The sequence below is a fragment of the Yoonia ponticola genome, from assembly GCF_014199395.1.
In the GTDB taxonomy this organism is placed as follows: domain Bacteria; phylum Pseudomonadota; class Alphaproteobacteria; order Rhodobacterales; family Rhodobacteraceae; genus Yoonia; species Yoonia ponticola.
In genome coordinates this window covers 1-17,250 of sequence record NZ_JACIJM010000011.1, presented here as the reverse complement: position 1 = coordinate 17,250, position 17,250 = coordinate 1, and the positions used below count along the sequence as shown (strand labels likewise).

Here is a 17,250-nt window from a genome sequence, read left to right as displayed (position 1 = left end):
CTAGACTCAGATAGCACTTAGTTCTATAAATCGTTGCAAAATCCGTGAAACGAAAACTTCAAATGATAAATACCCTATGTTTATCAATGTAATAATCGGTTCACGTACTAAGGATATCGTTTCATGGCCCTTACTGATCAAGACATTCTCAACTTCACAGCAGCGAACCCAGGTGCTGGACGGGACGCCATTCGTAAGGGTGTGGCACGAGATGTAAGTGAAACGACCGTTTGGCGGGCCTTGAAGCGCTTGGTGGATGAAGGCCGCCTTGAGGTCTCAGGAAAGGGTCGGGCGACAGGTTACCAAATAGCGGGAGCGTCGGTTGTGCGCGCGTATTTGTCGACCCCCTATAACCGGCGCCCTCCAGTGACCTACCGTCCAGAGTTCCTAGATGCCTATGTTCCGGGAAAGACGTGGTATTTGCCTGAAGCTGACCGCGTTCGTTTGCTTGAGGCCGGGCGACCTCAAGGGGGAGAAATTCCAGCAGGCACGTATGCTCGCCGCATTCTGGAACAACTCCTTGTAGACCTCAGCTGGGCGTCCTCCAGGATGGAAGGCAACACCTATGACATTTTGCAAACTGAAAGGCTGATCCGGTTTGGCGAAGAGGTCGAGGGAAAGGATCGCAAAGAAGCTCTAATGATCCTGAACCACAAAGAGGCTATTCAGTATGTCGTCGACAATCTCGACGAAGTCGGGCTTCGCCGCCCCGATCTATTTTCGCTTCATGCCCTCCTGTCGGACGGTTTGCTTGCAGATCCGGCCATGTCTGGGCGGTTGCGTGCGATGCCTGTCGGGATTTCACATTCAAGCTATCGGCCACTCGACGACGCGGTCACGATCGCCGAGGAATTTGACATCCTTCTGCACAAGGCGGCTCAGATCACTGACCCGTTCGAGCAATCCTTTTTCTTGCTCGTTCACATTCCGTATTTGCAGGCTTTCGCCGACGTCAACAAACGGACCTCTCGCGTGGCGTCCAACATTCCGTTGCTGAAATCGGACCTTGCGCCGATGTCCTTTACTGCGATGGATGACAGCGACTACATCGATGGCTTGATCGGGATTTACGAGTTGAACAACGTGTCGCTGCTCCGCGAAGTCTACATGGATGCTTATCTCGCTTCGGCTGAAAAGTACCGTATCCTGCGCGCTGATGTGGAGAGCCCTGAGAAAGCGGCGCTGGCCTATCGGGAGTTCGTTCGTACGGCCGTTCGCCGTTGTGTTCTAGAATTCAAGGAATTTCGCCAAAACGAGGTGCTTGCAATGGCCGCTGCGGCCGCTGTGCCCGAAGAGGATCGAGATGGCGTTGTCGCCTACATCAGAGATCAGCTCTCAGGACTTCACGAGGGGAACGTTATTCGTTACCGCCTCAAGCCAAGCGACTTGGTCGACGTGAACCTTGGGTAAGTAGCATTAACAATCGTCAGTTTCGAAACTCATGATATTTGCAACGGCTCGACGCGGTCATAAAAACAAGGCTCATAGATTGGTGCATAAATCAGGTGCGCAATTATGCTCCCTGTTGTAGGGTCTCCACATGCATATCGGTTACGCCAGAGTGTCCAGCCAAGGACAATCCCTTGATCGCCAGATCGGTGCCTTGAACACTGCCAAAGCGGACAAGATCTTTCGTGAAGTTGCGTCGGGCCGAACAGTCAAAGGCCGACCTCAGTTGGAACGTGCCATCGATGCTCTAGGGGTAGGGGACATCCTCGTGATCGCTGAATGGGACAGGGCGACACGATCAATGATGGATGGAATCAATATCATCCAACGCGTCGCGGATCGATCAGCGACCGTTAAAGTCTTGGACAAGCCCTGGCTCGACCTAACGACTCCCATGGGCAAGGGCATCTTGGCCTTTCTCTCTGCTTTGGCTGAGGACGAGCGAGAAAGGATCACCCGACGCGCTAATGAAGGCCGCCAAATCGCTATCGCCAACGGTACTAAGTTTGGACGTAAGCCAAAACTCACAGACCATCAGCGCCAACTTGCCCGTGATCGTATGGCGAATGGAGAAACCTGCCGCGCGATTGCTAAGGACCTTGGTGTCGCTCACACCACAATTTCGAGGCTGAGGTGACAATCTCAGTTACTATTGAAGAAAGTGTTTCGAATTTGATTGCGAAATGGCTTCGAAGTCGTCTGAAGGAAAAATCGTGTCAGCTATGAAGCGGAAAATAATTACGAATCCTGAAGGTGGAGTAGCGACGATCTGCGGTGAGCTGGTCGAGGCATACAAGACCGAGATCGATGAGCATGATCAATCGAACTGCCAACACGCAAAAACCGAATTTCGGGTGAGGATCACCGCGAGCGGCGGGCCAATGTGCAAATTGCAGTGCTTGGATTGTGGTGCGTCAATTGGAAACGCCGTTTCAAAGCAGCCTGACCTACCAAAGTGGGACATGGATCAGCATGTAGCTTACTTGGAGGGTCGGAAAACGGCTCGTGCGCACATCCAATTGAAATTTATCAAGCTACAAACTCTTGCTGACACTGAGCTTTTCGCAAAGACAAAAGACTGGAAGGCCGAATATGAAGCTTACCGCAGAACTGCATTGTGGCAGGCGAAGAGATCTAAAGTAGTGCGCCGTGCCAACGGTCTGTGCGAAGGGTGTCTTGAGGCCCCGGCGACAGTTGTTCACCACACTACATATGCAAATATAGGTGATGAACTTCTGTTTCAACTCGTAGCACTCTGTCATGGGTGCCATTCCAAAGCCCACCCGGAGCATAATGAACCGGAGTTTTACGATAACGACTACTTGCCATGCTTCCAGTGTCGTTGGAACAGTGATGGCATTCAATGTGGACGGTTCGAAGTTCCAACATACGTTGCGCTGGAGGCGGATGGCGAATGTGGTCCGGCATTTGGCGCATTTGAGGGGCTGAAATGACAGTGCGACCTAAACCCGCGATACGTGACCTTACCGCCTTATCTGTACCGGAACTTCTGGCGTTTCACGCCGGGATTGGTGAGGAACTTCGAGAACGAGGTGTTGTTCGAAGCGCAAACAATCCCACCGGAGACTTGGCGGAATATCTGTTTTGTCAGGCTTTTGGGTGGACGCAGGCACCAAACTCAGAGCGTGGGTTTGATGCAACGGGCAGTGATGGAACACGATACCAAATCAAAGGCCGAAGAATTCATCGACGCAACAAGTCACGCCAACTTTCAGCCATGAGAGATTTATCATCTGGCCATTTTGATGTCTTGGCAGCGGTCTTGTTTGATGATGAATTCCAAATTGTACGGGCAGCACTTGTTCCGCTCCGCTTGGTCGAGGGACGTGCAACCTATATAGCCCATGCGAACAGTAGCAAGTTCATGTTACGTGATGATGTTTGGGACGAACCTGATGTCGAAGATGTCACCAAGCAGATCCGCGCCGCGATGCCATAAGAATAGCAATTCTCAACTCCATTATTCCCATCTGCCAACACCGAACCTTATGTAGAGAAACCAATGTACCATTCCTCATTTTTGCTAATTCTTTTAGTCCTGCCTCATTCAGTGTTTGCTCAGTCAGCGATAGAACGAAACGTCTGGCAGGATGCGCGATCATTTGCGCCGATCAGTCGGACGGCGGCGGCGATCACGGGCGAGATTGCACTGTCTGGCGATGAAGCGTTTGCGACCGAAGGCAGCACCATGAGCATGAGCTTCGGGAATGGTGTATCGGTGGATCTGACGTCCGAGGGTGCGTCATGGCGGACGTGGGATGTTGGCGGACAGGGCAAGCAGACGGCGGAGGTGTTTCGCCTTTCTGATGACCCGGGTTCATTGCAGAACGGGAACACACTCTGCGGTAGTGACGATCCGGCCCAAAGTCTTTTCGCGGTCTTCTATGAGCAAAGCTTGTTTGGCGGTGATCCATCCCTGACAATGGCTGTATTCCAGTCGAGCGAGCCGCCATTCGACATCAATAGCTCAGGTCTATGTGGAACGTATTCCTACGAGGTCGGTGCGGCAATCAATGAGACTGCCGTTCCAGAGGAACCGGTCACATCGAACGACGAAGGTGCCGGATCTGGCGCGTGGCGGGTTCGGACAGAAACCAACCCAATCGACGACACCCTAACAGTTACACTGTCGCTTGCGGCTGAGACTGGTACGTCTCGCTCCGGAGATCCCGTTACCTTCATCGCCCGGTGCAAGTCGAACACGACAGAGGCTTATGTCATCTGGGGCGACTTCCTTGGCGACGATTCCGGCGATGTATATTCGGAATGGAAGCGCGTCACCGTCCGGATCGGCGCGGGGCAGGCGAGGGAGGAGCGGTGGGGTGTCTCCACAGACCGCAACGCCACCTTTGCCCCTAGTTGGGCCGGGAACCTTCTGAAGGAGCTTTTGGACGAGGACCGGCTTGTTCTTCAGACAATCCCTTACGGCGAAAATCCAAACACGGCTATATTTGATGTATCGGGATTGCGCGGAGTGTTGGGGGAATTGGCCGAGACTTGCAACTGGACCTTCTAAGCAGGTCTCGCCCCAAGCAGCGTCGTCACCTGTTCGATCGTATCGACCCACTGCGCTGAACCGGGCCGTCGCCATTCAATGACCTGTCGGATGCGATCGCGATCCTCGGCTAGGTTCCGGGCGAATATAGGTTCGTGGTGCGCGATGCGATTTCGGAGCTTCCGGATTTTTTCGATGTGGTCGTGCATCTGCACCCGCGTTTGTGCGAGCGTGCGCGTCTTGTCATAGCCAGGAAACGCCGGTGCCAAATGTGTGTCCCAAATCCGGGCTTGTTGGCCTTTGACGAACAGGTTTTGCCAGAAGGCAAACTTGAGCTCGGCAACCACCTTGCCTGCTGTCGGTAGGCGTGCCGCGCAAGACTGAAGGTCATTCCGTGGTTGATAACCGCGCCCACTGCGCAGCACTGGCAAGGTGTAGGCAAAGCCACGGTTCAGGTGCCAATTCGGACCAAAAACCGCTTCTACAGCCTCAACAGCGCCGTTTCGGATCGAAAGCTCGCAGAATTGCAGCATGACGTAGAACGCGGCGGAGATGTCGGTGTTCCAGCAATAGAGCTCCATTGCCTTGTGACGATCGCCACCGGCCTCGCGCAGGTATGTCCCGAAACGGGGCGGCGAAAGCACTGCCTCTAGGTCGAGGATCTGCTGGGCTGTGAAGTTGTTAGGCATAGTCCGCTCTGGCAACCAAATATTGACAGTCGCAGCATATGAGCATAGTTAGATATCACAAGGCTTTGAGGTTCGCGGGTGCTTGCACCTTCCCTCATCGTCAAAAGAGATAGAAAGCCCGTTGCCGCAAGGTGGCGGGTTTTTCTTTTGTCAGGTGTCGTCCGTCTTCGTGACCGTGATCCCAAGCGCAAACGTCAGTTGGAAACCACAACCGTTGCACGGCCACGAATTCCCCTGAGCTACTTCCTTTTCCCAAAGTTGTGTCACGTTGCTGCATTCCGCTCTGGGACATGGGATATTCACGTATCGAGGCTCGAAGCGCACTTTCTCATTCTCGATCTCGGTCATTGTGTAGCTAGCCGTGCAAGACCAGCACTCGACGACGTGCTCAGCCCTGTCTTTGGGCAAACGGCGTCGAATGACGGAACCACATTCTGCGCAGTCGATCTCGCCCCTGACAGCGAGGGTAGAATTCCAGACTTTGGAATTCAGTGCTGTATCCAGAGCGTCGATGATCTTGGAACAACGCTGCCCAAGCCTAGCATAATCGTGCGTTTTGCCCTGCTCGATCTGGGCAAGGGTCGGTGTATGAAGGTATGAGCCGAGGGCATCATAGTGCTTTTTTAGCGTCCGCAGGTTCAAGACGTGATCTGTGCCGAGGAGCTGCATGGTTTCTGGCGTCTCACCAAGGGATGGTTCCTCGCCAAAGGATAGCGTTGCGTCAGCATCGGCCTGGGGATCGACTTCAAGCATCCGCTCCATGAGCTTCTTGGGCTGCCACGTCTTCATGGTCTCCGGGCCCAATTCCTCAGCGTAGCCCTTGGAGCGATCGTAGGTAATGCTCTCCAAGGTCATGCGCAGTTTCAGAGCGGCAAGCAGCACGTCGTCGTCGGTGCCGCTCGATAGGAGCGCCTTGGCTGTCTGGCAGTGGGTGCGGGCGGTGCTGCGGTAATTCATTGGCTTGCAGATTTTAGCCATTCGAACGCACCGGGTACATTGTGCCAGATTTCATGCGCGATGCCTGCGTAATTTTTGGCTTCCTCTATTGAGCCATGTGCCATCATTGCCATTGGCGACAACTTGGATGGCTTTTTCTTGGTCAACTCTTTGACGACATGTGGATTGTAGTGCAGCGCAGCGTCTAGACGCTTTTTTGCATAGTTGAGTTCACCAGCCTGAAACCCATAAAGGGCAGCCCACATCCGCAGTGGGACCATAGGATCTTCGCCATATGTCTTCGCGATCGAATATCCGTCAGACCATTTGCCACTTATGGCCAGCCATTCCAGCAGAAGAAAGCGGAAGCCGATATTGTCGTTTGGACAGATACGTAGGGCATGTTGAGCAACTTGAATTGCCTCCTCTTTTGCGCCCGGTCGCTCATCGGCCCAAAGTGTTACCGACAGGCCTTGCAGAGCGCGCATATAAGGCCGTGTTTCTATGTTAGTGTAGAACGGATAAACATCGTTTGGTGCTATTGAAATTTCATCTCTGAACTGAATTTCACCCAAGCGAACCGCTTCTTTCGCAAAAGCGATTTTCTCTCCGATCAGGTCAGTGGTTTGGCAAAGGATGTTGTAACTGTCGATGGCGTTGGGTTCGAGGCGCACTACGTTTCGGGCAAGTCGGGTTGCCGTGTCGTGGTTGCCTGCTGAAAGCGCGTCCCAGGCTTGATCTTCCATTTCTTGCCAATTCATTTATCACCTTCCAATCTGCGACTACCTCTTACCTTCTCGTACTCTTGGCCTCTGCCTTTGCTGCCAATTTTTTGGGTAACGAAAGCAACTGGAGTAAGGTTTGCATTTTTCCCAGTTTCCTGCCAGCCAACCTTCAACGCACTTGTGCACTTAGGATACGACGCTTCGCTGGAACAGCTTTCATTAGACAAGGTTGCTTCACTAAAGGGCACGCTTGCCTAGAAGGGCGTCAATTTCGGCGATTGAACTGTCGGTCGATGCCCGTCATCCGAAGCCTCCAAGTGGCGAGTTGGCTGCTGATACCGAATGCCTCCGCAATTTGGTCATCATCAAGTCCTCGCTTTCGCAAGTTCACGAGACCATCGCGTGGCGCCAGCATAGCGCCAGACAACCAATTTGCTTCATCTTCGAGCTCTTTAGGATAGTCGCTGAGGAGGAGGAGCCCATTTTCGAATTCGTCAACACGGCTTGGTTTATGTTTCAGCTCAAGATGTGCCCATTCATGCATAATAGTGTTTGCTTGCCTTGGCGCAGGGCGAGTGTTGTTGACAACAATGACAGTGCAGTCGCCTTCCTTGATGGTAACGGCATCCCAGCTATCGGGGTCAGAGACGGTCAATTGGGTAAGGTGTGAAAGATCAAATTCCGGCACATCTTCGGGCGTCCAGACAAGACAGCCCTTAGACTGAACAAGTGCTATGGGATCAATAGCATTGTCATTGCTTATGCCTAACCGATGTCTTGTATCGAGCGACAATCGCTCTGCATGCGCCTTGAACCCCCTGCGCATCTAATCAAAGTTCTTCTCGAGCGATGATGGCATTTTGAACAGCTACTATCATGGCACCAAGCGCAGTTGCTGTCTCAACCGTTGTAGTATTCTTCTTGCGCATATGGACGGTGGGAGGTGGCCTAACAGAACGATCTGCTTCGATTCCTAAGAATAGCGCAGGGTCTTCTCCTAGCCACGAACATATTTTTGCAAAGGTATCGAGGTCGGGTACGTGCCCATTTTCTATTCGTGATAATGTAGCTGAACTAACGCCAATTTCTGCTGCAGCGGCTCTAACGCCGCTAGGGCCACGATGCTCAACAATGCGAGCGCCGAGCTTTTGAATCTGAAGACTCATTCTTTCTCCCAAGACGTACGTTGACTCTGTGGTTATTTCGCCTTAACTGTCTTACTTGTGAGACACATTGCGCTCCGATTGTGATACGTCTCTCATGTAAGACACTGAATCATGTGCATACCTGCGCGTCAAGCCCGACGTCGGGTTTCGGTGATTTTAAGCAAGGAAATATGGTTAAAGCAGATGAGCAGAGATAAGAAGGAACATGAAAATGGCTACTAGACGTAACACAGAGGTAACTGGGAAACGCGCGGCATCAGCAGCGTCAAAAGTTTTGCGGAGCCCAACGGCAAGTAAAGCTGCCAAAAGCGCAGCCGGTTCTGCACTGACGCAAGTGCGGAGCAAGTCTGGGGCCAATGAAGTCACAAGCAAAAAGGCTGCTAGTGCTGCTTCCAGAACGCTTCGGAGCCCCAGCGCTTCAAAAGCTGCAAAATCCGCTGCAGGATCTGCATTGACTCAGCGACCAAGCCGCACGCGTTAAGCACTCATAGGGGATTTCAAATAGTCCACTCCAACGAAGAGAGAAGATTTAAATGGCAAGATGTACCGCACCAAGGAATGGCCACCGCACAGCGAGCGGTCGAGAAAACTGTCCAGCATGTCGTAGCGACTCTCGTGGTTACAGGTCGTACACGCCCTCATATTCATCTCGATCTTTTTATGGATCAGGGACGAGCGGTGGCGGAAGTAGAAGCACCGGGGGCAGCTCTGGTTCGGGCAACAGCAAGCCGAGTTGGTCGCCATCAAGTTCGTCCGTGGTGTACACGACTGACGAGGTGCGGGCACTCACGCCAATTCGCCGCAGTGTTGAGGCGCGACCGCCTCCGCCTGATCCTCGTGATGTATTTCTTTGCCACGCTTGGGACGATCGAGGAGGTGCCGCCAAGGAGCTGCACGATTTACTCGAATCGCTGAATGTATCAGTCTGGTTTAGCGAGAAGGATGTCCTTCTTGGTTCGACGTTGCTGCGGGAAATCGACAAGGGGCTAGCGAAATCGCGTGTCGGGGTCGTCTTGGTTACGCCTGCATTATTGGAACGCCTTCAAGGGGAAGGTATCGCCGACAAAGAGCTCTCGGTTCTTCTAGCGACTGACCTGCTTGTTCCAATCGTACACAACACAACATATGAAGCGCTTCGCGACGTCAGCCCTATGCTTGCCTCTCGAAGTGGTCTGAGCACTGTAGAAGGTCAGATGGCAAACGTCGCCACCAAGCTTGCGGAGCTAATTGACCTCTAGCATTGCGGTTAAAAACGCCCGATTTCGATGACGGTTTCATATTCGTCGACGTTTGAAACTACGAAGCGGTCGTCGGTACAACTAGTGGCGGGCTACAGCAGTTTATCTGTCTTACGACAGCTTAACGACTGAATAGACTAAGACCCCGGTGTAGTTATACTTGAGTGTGTATTATTTGAGGCTCCTACATGAATTTATTTCCCCTTTGGCGCGGAACAATTCGAGTTCCCGCTCTTAGCACTAAGACTGAGAAAATCGGAACTTCGACACTTCGTCATACCTTGTTTGAGAGTTTTGAAACACCAGCAGAGATTTTTGATGCCGATATCGCTGGCTACAAAATCATTAAAACACCTTGTAGGCCCCCCTTTGATGAGATGCGTTTACGTCTGAAAGGTTCAAAGCGCTCACCGCAAGATTATCTGGTCTTAGCAATCACAGGACCCGATGATTGGCACAAGCTGCGTCACCTTTCGCTTTTCCAACTCGAAAATACGGAAACGCTTGAGCAATCAATTATGAATCCCGAGGCTGTCTGCAAAACTTGGGCAGGTGACTTCCGTTTTCAAGAGTATGACCGAGATGCTGAAATAGCCGGGTTGCGTAGACCACAGATAGGCTCCCTCCACGCGATTGCGGCACACTTTGCCGTAGGGGATGAGTTTGATCAGGCTACCGTCGTGTTGCCTACAGGAACAGGTAAGACCGAAACGATGCTTGCATCATTGGTGTATCGCCGGATTCCAAAGCTTCTTGTCATAGTGCCGTCCGATCCGTTGCGGACGCAGATAGCAAAGAAATTCGAACATCTCGGCATTCTGAGGGATATCGACTGCTTTCCAAATGAGGGTTTCAATCCAAGTGTATTGACGCTGAAACAAGGAGTTTCTGACCCGAGTAGAATGAGCAAGATGCTAGCTCATGCCAATGTTATCGTTACGCTCCCCAATACCCTTGCCTCTTGTAGTGACGCTGTTTTTCAACTTCTCTGTGATAGCTGCAGCGATCTCTATGTTGATGAAGCACACCATGTGCCCGCTTCAAGTTGGCAGCGAGTGAAAGATCGCTTTCTTGAGAAGCGAATAGTGCAATTTACCGCAACTCCTTTTCGCCAAGACAAAAAGCACATGGGCGGCAAGATTATCTTCAACTACCGTTTGAGCGACGCTCAAGCCGACGGATACTATAAGCCGATCCGTCTGGAGGCCGTTGAGGAATTCGGGGAAACGAAAACGCGGGATACTGCCATTGCTCGAAAAGCACTTGAGGTTCTGCGCTCTGATATTCAGCAGGGCCATGAACACTTCATGATGGCCCGCGTTACAAGCCGTGAGCGGGCTGATGAAGTCCTTAAGATCTACCAAACCTTAGCCCCAGAGTTCCATCCGGTAGCAATATATACTGATACCGGTCGTGGTCCCGTAAATCGGGCGGCGCTCGAGTCACTTATGAGCTTGGAGGCCGATACCACTCGCATAGTGGTTTGCGTAAACATGCTAGGAGAAGGTTTCGACCTTCCAAATCTGAAGGTTGCTGCAATTCATGAAAACCATAAGAGTCTAGCAGTGACTCTCCAATTCGTAGGACGCTTCACTCGAAAGGCGGATAAAGTTGGTGATGCCGCTGTGGTCGTGAATCTTGCAGATTCAAATGCCGAAAAGAGTTTGGAGGCACTTTATGCACAGGGAGCTGATTGGGATCGCGTGATCAGCCGCCTGAGTGAGGACAAGATTGACGGAGAACTCCGGCTCCAAGATGTAATCGAAGGGCTAAAGAAAAGTGGGACATTGCATGAAAAACTCTCGCTCTGGAATTTAAGCCCAAACCTTTCCACGCAGGTATACCAGACCAAATGCGAAAGCTGGGATCCTCGGGCGTATAGTGAAGTGCTGAAGGGTGCTGGGCAATATTGGCACGCCTTAAGTGAGGACGACAACGTCCTAGTTGTTGTTGGGTATCTTGAAAATCGCGTGAAGTGGGGTCGCTATGAAAGCCTCAATGAGAGCTCATACGAGCTTTTAATCGCATTTTGGGATCAAGAAAACGAAACGCTCTTCATGAACTCGAGTAGTTACGACGCTATGAAAGTAGGACAAGTCGCAAAGGAGATCTGTGGGAAAGAAACAGAACTCCTCACTGGCGACCCAATCTTCAGAGTTCTAAACAACGTTGAGCTTCCTCTTGCCAAAAATCTTGGATCGTCTCGCCTAGGCGCTATCAGCTTCACCTCTTATTTTGGGCCAAATGTAACGGAAGGCCTTGCGAGTATTGAGCAGCGTGAGTCTGCCCTCAATAATATTGCATGCCTTGGTTATGAGGATGGTGAGAAGGTGCTTTGGGGCGCTGCCGCGAAAAAAGGCAAGATCTGGCAGCAGAGTAGTGGATCTATAGACGACTGGATGAACTGGTGTTCGAAAACACTTAAAAAACTCGAAGATTCAAGTGACGACAAGACGAATATCACAAAAGGGTTCTTACGTCCGCAAGCTCTATCAGCCCCATATTCTGAACATCCAATTTCGATTCAATGGGGTGAGTACCTTCAAAGTTCATACTCCAACTATCTCTCAGTTCATTTTGGTTCAGTCGTAGTCCCCTTGTATCTCGTTGATGTACAAGTTGATGAACTTGAGAATGATGGAGCCATCATCTTCTCGATTTTTAGTGACGATCACAGTTCGCAGTTCCGATTCAAGATCGATGAGGCAGTAGAAAACGGATATTCTCACGAACAGATCTCAGGTGAAGTAGTTTCCTTCCAGATTAGCAAGGAACGGATGAGGAGTTTTGATGAACAAATGCTCGTTGATCCACTACTTGTTCGGTACGCTGATGGAACGTATTCTTACAATAAATTCCACATACCTTTCGACCTTCAAGCTGATGATTTTCCTAAGGATCGGCTCGAGTTCATTGATTGGAGCGGAATACAGCTCAATCGAGAATCGATGGGCAAACAAAACAAGCAAGACACCGTGCAGTATCGTACCTTTGAGAAGTTGGAAGGTGAATTTGATCTAATCTTTAATGACGACGGAGCAGGGGAAGCCGCTGATCTTGTTGGCTTCAAAGATGTGAGCAACGACGAAATCCAACTTACGCTCATTCATTGTAAGAACGCGAAGGGAGCCAAAACTTCCGGTCAAATCGAAAACCTCTACACAGTTTGTGGACAGGCTCAAAAGTCGATTACTGTGAAACATGAGGGCCTTGTGAAGCTTGCGAAGTCTCTACGTTCTCGTCATGAAAGGTGGGCAAAACAAGGAGCTTCAAGGCTTCTTAAAGGAGATTGGAAGACCCTTTCATACTTTGTTGAAAAATCCCGTAAGACCAGGGTGAGTTTTCAAGTCATCATAGTTCAACCTTCGGTCAATGAAAAAACCTATTCTGCTTCGATGGCGAAGCTTCTTGCAAACACTGAGCTCTTCTTGAAGCGAACTACTGAAGCAAATTTTCGGTTTGTTGGATCCGAAAAGTAGACCCTTTTTCGAAAGATTCCCAGTTGGGAGTAGCGTGCGCCTACAAACCGATAAAATTCGCATAATAGTCAGTATGTGAAAATTTGATCCTTACAGCGATGACTCACCGGGGAAGGGACCAGTTGTCACATTTGGCGTTATTTTTCGAAGCGGTCGTTCATTCATGGTGCGGCGAATAACCGGAAAGAGCCCACTTTACTGTTTTTCTGTAGCGCAGCCAATGGCAGCATTTTCAGGCAGCTTGTAAAACCGCCGTCACAGGTCTTCTGACAATGGCAGTTTTTGAATTGTTCGAAGATTGGTCAATTTCGATTAATTGGTTTCAACGAAGCCATAATGAACGCTCACCTGTCTGACGTCAGCGCTTACGGGTCCAAATAGCGGTATTTGATAATAGAGTGTTCTTGGCTCATCGTAACCACTGATGAGTGGAAGATGAGACAGACAACTGGAACACGCAAAAGCCCTGGCGAGAAGATCGTCAAAGATATCAAACGTGCCACGCGCAAGCATTATTCATCCGAAGAGAAGATCCGCATTGTGCTGGATGGCCTGCGCGGCGAGGACCGTATTGCTGGGTTGTGCCGTCGTGAGGGCATTTCAGTTCAGATCTAAGGCAGCGGGATGAACTCGTCATTGTCATCAGGTGGCAGTTGAAACCGGCCATGCGCCCAATCTCCTGCTGCCCAAGCGACTTTAGCTGCCTCAATTTTGTCTTGCGATGATGCCACGAAGTTCCACCAAATATGGCGTGGACCATTCAAGGTTTCACCCCCAAGCGCCATCAATCGCGCTCCGCCTAGTCCCGCCTTGACTGTAATTCGATCACCCGGCCGAAAGACCATCATTTGTCCGGCGTCAAAAACGTCGCCAGCGACCTCAATCGAACCCGCCATGACATAAATCCCCCGATCCTCGTGATAGTCGGGTAATGGCAATAACGCACCGGCTTTCAGCATGACATCGGCGTAGAACATCTCTGAAAACGTATGCGCAGGAGCACGTTCGCCCCAAGCGGCTCCGAGGATCAAACGAACCTGTTTCCCCTCGCCCTCAAGAAACGGCAGTGCGGCTTTACCATAGTGTTCAAAACTGGCCCCTGTTTCTTCTTGCTCTTCCGGCAAGGCGACCCAAGTCTGAACACCAAACAAGCTGCTTTCGCCCTTGCGGGTTGCCTCACTTGTCCGCTCGGAGTGGGTCACGCCATTGCCTGCGATCATCCAGTTTACCTCGCCAGGATGGATCATCTGATTGGTCCCAATGCTGTCGCGGTGCTGAAATTCGCCCTTGTATAGATATGTTACCGTTGCAAGCCCGATATGGGGATGCGGACGGACATCAATGCCTTGGTTGGTCAAAAACTCTGCGGGACCAACTTGATCGAAGAACACAAAAGGCCCCACCATTTTCCGCTTTGTCGACGGCAATGCGCGACGCACTTCGAAATCGCCAATGTCTCGCGCACGCGGGATTATGACGGTCTCAATTGCGTCCATGGCATTTACGTCGGGACTTTGCGGTTCAAGGGTGGGGTTCCAACTCATTACAAGTTTCCTTTTGCGTTAGGACATTGAGATCGCTACTTCTTTGCGGATTTGGTGGCATTTGCCCACCAAGCCATATCGTCCAAAAGATCAGTTGCTCCGGCTATCAAGTGATCTTCGATTGTCTCAATCTCACCATTTGCTCCGAGCGGATGCACGGCCATGAAATCACCGCCGGCAATGTGGACTGCACCATGCACTGGCACCATCGCAAGTTCGACCGCGATGTTGCGCAGATGCTCGACCGCACGCGCAGCACCAACGCCACCATATCCGATGGCACCCATCGGTTTGCGATTCCATTCGTTGTAGGCTTGATCCAACGCGTTCTTCAGGGCGCCAGTAATCGAATGGTTGTATTCTGCGGTTACAAAAATGTAGCCGTCAAATTCCGCAATCTTTGCCTGCCATGCAAGCGCTTTGGGGTCGCTAGACGGCATCCATTTATTCGATGCCATTTCATCAAACAGCGGCAGTTTGAAATCGCGCAGATCAACCATTTCGACCGTCATGTCGCTGCGAGCTTGCGCTTGCTTTAGCATCCACTGTGCGGGTTTGTCAGCAAACCGTGCACCACGCGTTGAGCCGATAATGATGGCAATTTTTGGTTTGTCGGACATAGATTCTCTCCTGAGGTTCATAAAACTGACTGTCTATTAGCTAGGCCGACCCGCTGAATGCGAACAGTCCATGTAAGAGCGCAGATCCTGTGCGAGAATAAACAGACGTTTCTGAGTGCAGCCGAAAATACATTCCCGACGTATTTTTATATCCGCTTGTTTCTGTAGAAGCCGTCAAGTGCACACCTGCATCGGACGACCGCTTCTCGGTCTTGGTGCATCTCGCTGCCTGCGCTGTGTTTGAAAGCGGCCGTTGGTCAAGCGAACGACAAGGTCGGCTTTGTCCGCATCTTGCCAGTTCGTGCGCGGTGCAGCGAACGTCCGAATTTGCGACCGAATGATAATTTCCTGTTATCGTAACTTCGAGCGGTTGTTCTTCGGGTAAGGGCGGGCAGTATCGATGGTTTCCTCAGTATCGCCGTCAGCTTGCAATCTTGATGATGGCATCCACAAGGGGGCCTTCGTCTCCTGCGAAACTTGCTATCATCGCGTTCATGAACTCGTCCTCATCAATGTTGTCCTCTATCATCTCAAGCCCAGCGACCTGCATGAGGATATCAAGCAAGGTGAGCTGACAGCGCCCGTTCCCTTCGCGAAACGGATGGACGGCATTGATGTCGGCGATGTAGTGGGCAGCCCGCTCAGCAAAATTCTGCGGACTGGTGGTATCAGCCAGATGGTTTTCGTCGGTCAGTTCACGAAAAATTCGGTGCATCTCGGCGTCGATGTACTCGGGATAGCAGAACCAATTTCCTCCCTTGGCGGTTCGGACCTGTCTTGGCTGTCCCGCCCATGTGTACACGTCTTGAAAGAAGTGATGATGGATCGCCCGATAGTGCGCATAGTCGAGCGCACCTTCAGGCAAAGGCTCTTCAGACCGGGTCAAGAACATGAGCTGCTCGAACTGGTCAAGCTCATCCTGATTGGTCAGGTCGGCCTTGTTCCTTAGAACGTTTGTGCCAGGGTAACAGAGGGGGTCCTCTGTGACGTCATACCGGCTCATTTACCTTTTTTGGCGGCAAAGGAACCAGTAATCGCCGAGCGAAGTGCGTCGCCCTTTAGTCCGCGATCAGAATAGGTCTTGAGTGTCTTGGCTGATCTGGAACTGGTCGTCACGCCCTCAACCTTGGCAAACTTCGTGGCCTTACCCTTGCCCAAAGGCTTGGTCGCAAAGCGCCCGGTGGTCGCAGATTTCTTGAGTGCTGTGCTCTTGTTCATGAGATCAATCTATCACGCTCAGAATTGAATGTGTATCAAGATTCCGCTCAGCATCATCACCGTCGTGGCGGAATGTGCTGGACCATCAGTAGCGCGTTCAGATCGTGCGTTGCGCGGGCATTGAGTTCAACAAAATCCACCCTCAGGGGCGGTAATGATAATGGCCACATTATCGTTACCGACAGACCGCGCGGCTGGCGTTCGATGAGTTTAGATCTTTTAATATTACATAATAAACCTTACAAACCGTCAGTAATTGACCTGTTCGAAGCCATAATTCCCTTCGTAGTCTTGCCAATCAACGAAGACTGATCGATGGTAAATACTCGGGCAATTGTACCCCCATCTTTCAAGGCCAGTATGTGCCTCGGGTAGAGCTGCTGGAGCAGACCGAGCCCATGAAAAATCGCCTTGGGTTCCGTAAGTGCCAAGGTAAATGGTAGCAGATCTGTTGCAGTCTCCGTCGCGGCCGGACTCGTTTTGTCGTGCATATCGGACATCATAAACGCGAATTGAGCGTACAAAGTTGAATTCGGGGCCGCTGATGTCGATGTCTGCGCGGTCTTGGACCAACTGGAGCGCAAATCCTTCCAGAAGCGGGTGAGGCTTTGGTCCGGCAAGATTCAAAACGGCCTTTTCAGAAGGCAGAGATTCGGTTGCTGGCGACAGAAGTGGGCGCGGGCGATCCTGACTAGTGAACATGATATCGTAGAAACGACTTCGATTATCTGACGGGGCATCTGGATCATAGGATGCGCCCATCGGGCACCGCCAAATCTGCAATGGCGGCTCAACGGGCCAAGGCGTGATCCGGCGGATGAATTCGGCGCGTGCACGGGCGCACGGAACTGATGCTGGCCAACCGCCAGATAGACACAGCAGTATTGCGCAGTCGATCTGATACGTTTGAGCCTGAACACGATTGGCAAGACCTACGGACGAACCAACAAGTGCAAGTACGACGACCATTGAGTATTTTCGAAATGTGCGAAGCATGTGAAGCATCCTATCGAGTAGGGTGTAAGCAGCATGACTCCATTAGTATATTATTACAACTCTAAATATATTATTGATAATGTTGCAACCAAGTTGAAATGTCCGTGGTTGCGCAAAGTAGAAATGTCTCACTTGGCGTGACGTGAGCATGGCTGGGCAGGGCGTAGACGTCAT

General features: G+C 51.3%; 17 protein-coding genes and 1 pseudogene. 8 read left to right on the top strand and 10 right to left on the bottom strand.

Annotation, left to right across the window (positions count from 1 at the left end; genetic code table 11):
• Nucleotides 1-123: 123 nt before the first annotated feature.
• The 5 genes from FHS72_RS15545 (at nucleotide 124) to FHS72_RS18625 (ending at nucleotide 4,486) form a co-directional block, all read left to right on the top strand.
• Nucleotides 124-1,410 (top strand): Fic family protein, encoded by a 1,287-nt coding sequence (locus tag FHS72_RS15545; RefSeq protein ID WP_183530558.1) that lies wholly within the window; start codon nucleotides 124-126, stop codon nucleotides 1,408-1,410.
• A 130-nt stretch (nucleotides 1,411-1,540) separates the two neighbouring features.
• Nucleotides 1,541-2,086, top strand: coding sequence for a recombinase family protein (locus FHS72_RS15540; RefSeq protein ID WP_183530557.1), 546 nt, complete (start codon nucleotides 1,541-1,543; stop codon nucleotides 2,084-2,086).
• Nucleotides 2,087-2,162: 76 nt separating this feature from the next.
• Nucleotides 2,163-2,903, top strand: coding sequence for an HNH endonuclease (locus FHS72_RS15535; protein WP_183530556.1), 741 nt, complete (start codon nucleotides 2,163-2,165; stop codon nucleotides 2,901-2,903).
• Entirely contained in the window at nucleotides 2,900-3,409 is a 510-nt protein-coding gene (locus tag FHS72_RS15530) for a hypothetical protein (protein ID WP_183530555.1), read from the top strand. Before FHS72_RS15535 ends, FHS72_RS15530 begins: the two co-directional genes overlap by 4 nt.
• A gap of 111 nt (nucleotides 3,410-3,520) precedes the next feature.
• Nucleotides 3,521-4,486, top strand: a complete 966-nt coding sequence (locus FHS72_RS18625) for a type VI secretion system-associated protein TagO (RefSeq protein ID WP_183530554.1) — start codon at nucleotides 3,521-3,523, stop codon at nucleotides 4,484-4,486.
• Here the strand turns inward: FHS72_RS18625 and FHS72_RS15520 are convergent.
• The 5 genes from FHS72_RS15520 to FHS72_RS15500 form a co-directional block, all read right to left on the bottom strand.
• The gene (locus FHS72_RS15520) at nucleotides 4,483-5,154 is read right to left on the bottom strand and encodes a hypothetical protein (RefSeq protein WP_183530553.1); all 672 of its coding nucleotides are present in this window, start codon (nucleotides 5,152-5,154) and stop codon (nucleotides 4,483-4,485) included. The genes FHS72_RS18625 and FHS72_RS15520 overlap by 4 nt on opposite strands.
• Before the next feature lie 150 nt (nucleotides 5,155-5,304).
• Nucleotides 5,305-6,132 carry a hypothetical protein gene (locus FHS72_RS15515; protein WP_183530552.1) on the bottom strand — a complete coding sequence of 276 codons (828 nt, stop codon included), beginning with the start codon at nucleotides 6,130-6,132 and terminating at the stop codon, nucleotides 5,305-5,307.
• Nucleotides 6,108-6,851 carry a hypothetical protein gene (locus FHS72_RS15510; RefSeq protein WP_183530551.1) on the bottom strand — a complete coding sequence of 248 codons (744 nt, stop codon included), beginning with the start codon at nucleotides 6,849-6,851 and terminating at the stop codon, nucleotides 6,108-6,110. The genes FHS72_RS15515 and FHS72_RS15510 overlap by 25 nt, the downstream gene beginning before the upstream one ends.
• A gap of 229 nt (nucleotides 6,852-7,080) precedes the next feature.
• A complete protein-coding gene (locus FHS72_RS15505; protein ID WP_183530550.1) occupies nucleotides 7,081-7,608 on the bottom strand; it encodes an ImmA/IrrE family metallo-endopeptidase in 528 nt (175 codons plus the stop codon).
• Between the two features lie 37 nt (nucleotides 7,609-7,645).
• Nucleotides 7,646-7,981, bottom strand: a complete 336-nt coding sequence (locus tag FHS72_RS15500; RefSeq protein ID WP_183530549.1) for a helix-turn-helix domain-containing protein — start codon at nucleotides 7,979-7,981, stop codon at nucleotides 7,646-7,648.
• A gap of 758 nt (nucleotides 7,982-8,739) precedes the next feature.
• Between FHS72_RS15500 and FHS72_RS15495 the strand changes: the two genes are divergently transcribed.
• The 3 genes and pseudogenes from FHS72_RS15495 to FHS72_RS15485 all read left to right on the top strand — a co-directional run.
• Nucleotides 8,740-9,219 (top strand): toll/interleukin-1 receptor domain-containing protein, encoded by a 480-nt coding sequence (locus tag FHS72_RS15495; RefSeq protein WP_343042704.1) that lies wholly within the window; start codon nucleotides 8,740-8,742, stop codon nucleotides 9,217-9,219.
• A 188-nt stretch (nucleotides 9,220-9,407) separates the two neighbouring features.
• Nucleotides 9,408-12,698: a DEAD/DEAH box helicase gene (locus FHS72_RS15490; protein WP_183530547.1), complete on the top strand. Its 3,291-nt coding sequence runs from the start codon at nucleotides 9,408-9,410 to the stop codon at nucleotides 12,696-12,698.
• A 435-nt stretch (nucleotides 12,699-13,133) separates the two neighbouring features.
• Nucleotides 13,134-13,301 (top strand): annotated as a pseudogene (locus FHS72_RS15485) (transposase); the annotation flags it as partial.
• A gap of 8 nt (nucleotides 13,302-13,309) precedes the next feature.
• Here the strand turns inward: FHS72_RS15485 and FHS72_RS15480 are convergent.
• The 5 genes from FHS72_RS15480 to FHS72_RS18670 form a co-directional block, all read right to left on the bottom strand.
• Nucleotides 13,310-14,242 (bottom strand): pirin family protein, encoded by a 933-nt coding sequence (locus FHS72_RS15480; protein ID WP_183530545.1) that lies wholly within the window; start codon nucleotides 14,240-14,242, stop codon nucleotides 13,310-13,312.
• Between the two features lie 35 nt (nucleotides 14,243-14,277).
• The gene (locus FHS72_RS15475) at nucleotides 14,278-14,862 is read right to left on the bottom strand and encodes an NADPH-dependent FMN reductase (RefSeq protein ID WP_183530544.1); all 585 of its coding nucleotides are present in this window, start codon (nucleotides 14,860-14,862) and stop codon (nucleotides 14,278-14,280) included.
• A gap of 421 nt (nucleotides 14,863-15,283) precedes the next feature.
• Nucleotides 15,284-15,865, bottom strand: coding sequence for a Fic/DOC family protein (locus FHS72_RS15470; protein WP_183530543.1), 582 nt, complete (start codon nucleotides 15,863-15,865; stop codon nucleotides 15,284-15,286).
• Nucleotides 15,862-16,080, bottom strand: coding sequence for a hypothetical protein (locus FHS72_RS15465; protein WP_183530542.1), 219 nt, complete (start codon nucleotides 16,078-16,080; stop codon nucleotides 15,862-15,864). Before FHS72_RS15465 ends, FHS72_RS15470 begins: the two co-directional genes overlap by 4 nt.
• Before the next feature lie 249 nt (nucleotides 16,081-16,329).
• Nucleotides 16,330-17,049, bottom strand: coding sequence for a hypothetical protein (locus FHS72_RS18670; protein WP_246414811.1), 720 nt, complete (start codon nucleotides 17,047-17,049; stop codon nucleotides 16,330-16,332).
• Nucleotides 17,050-17,250: the final 201 nt, after the last annotated feature.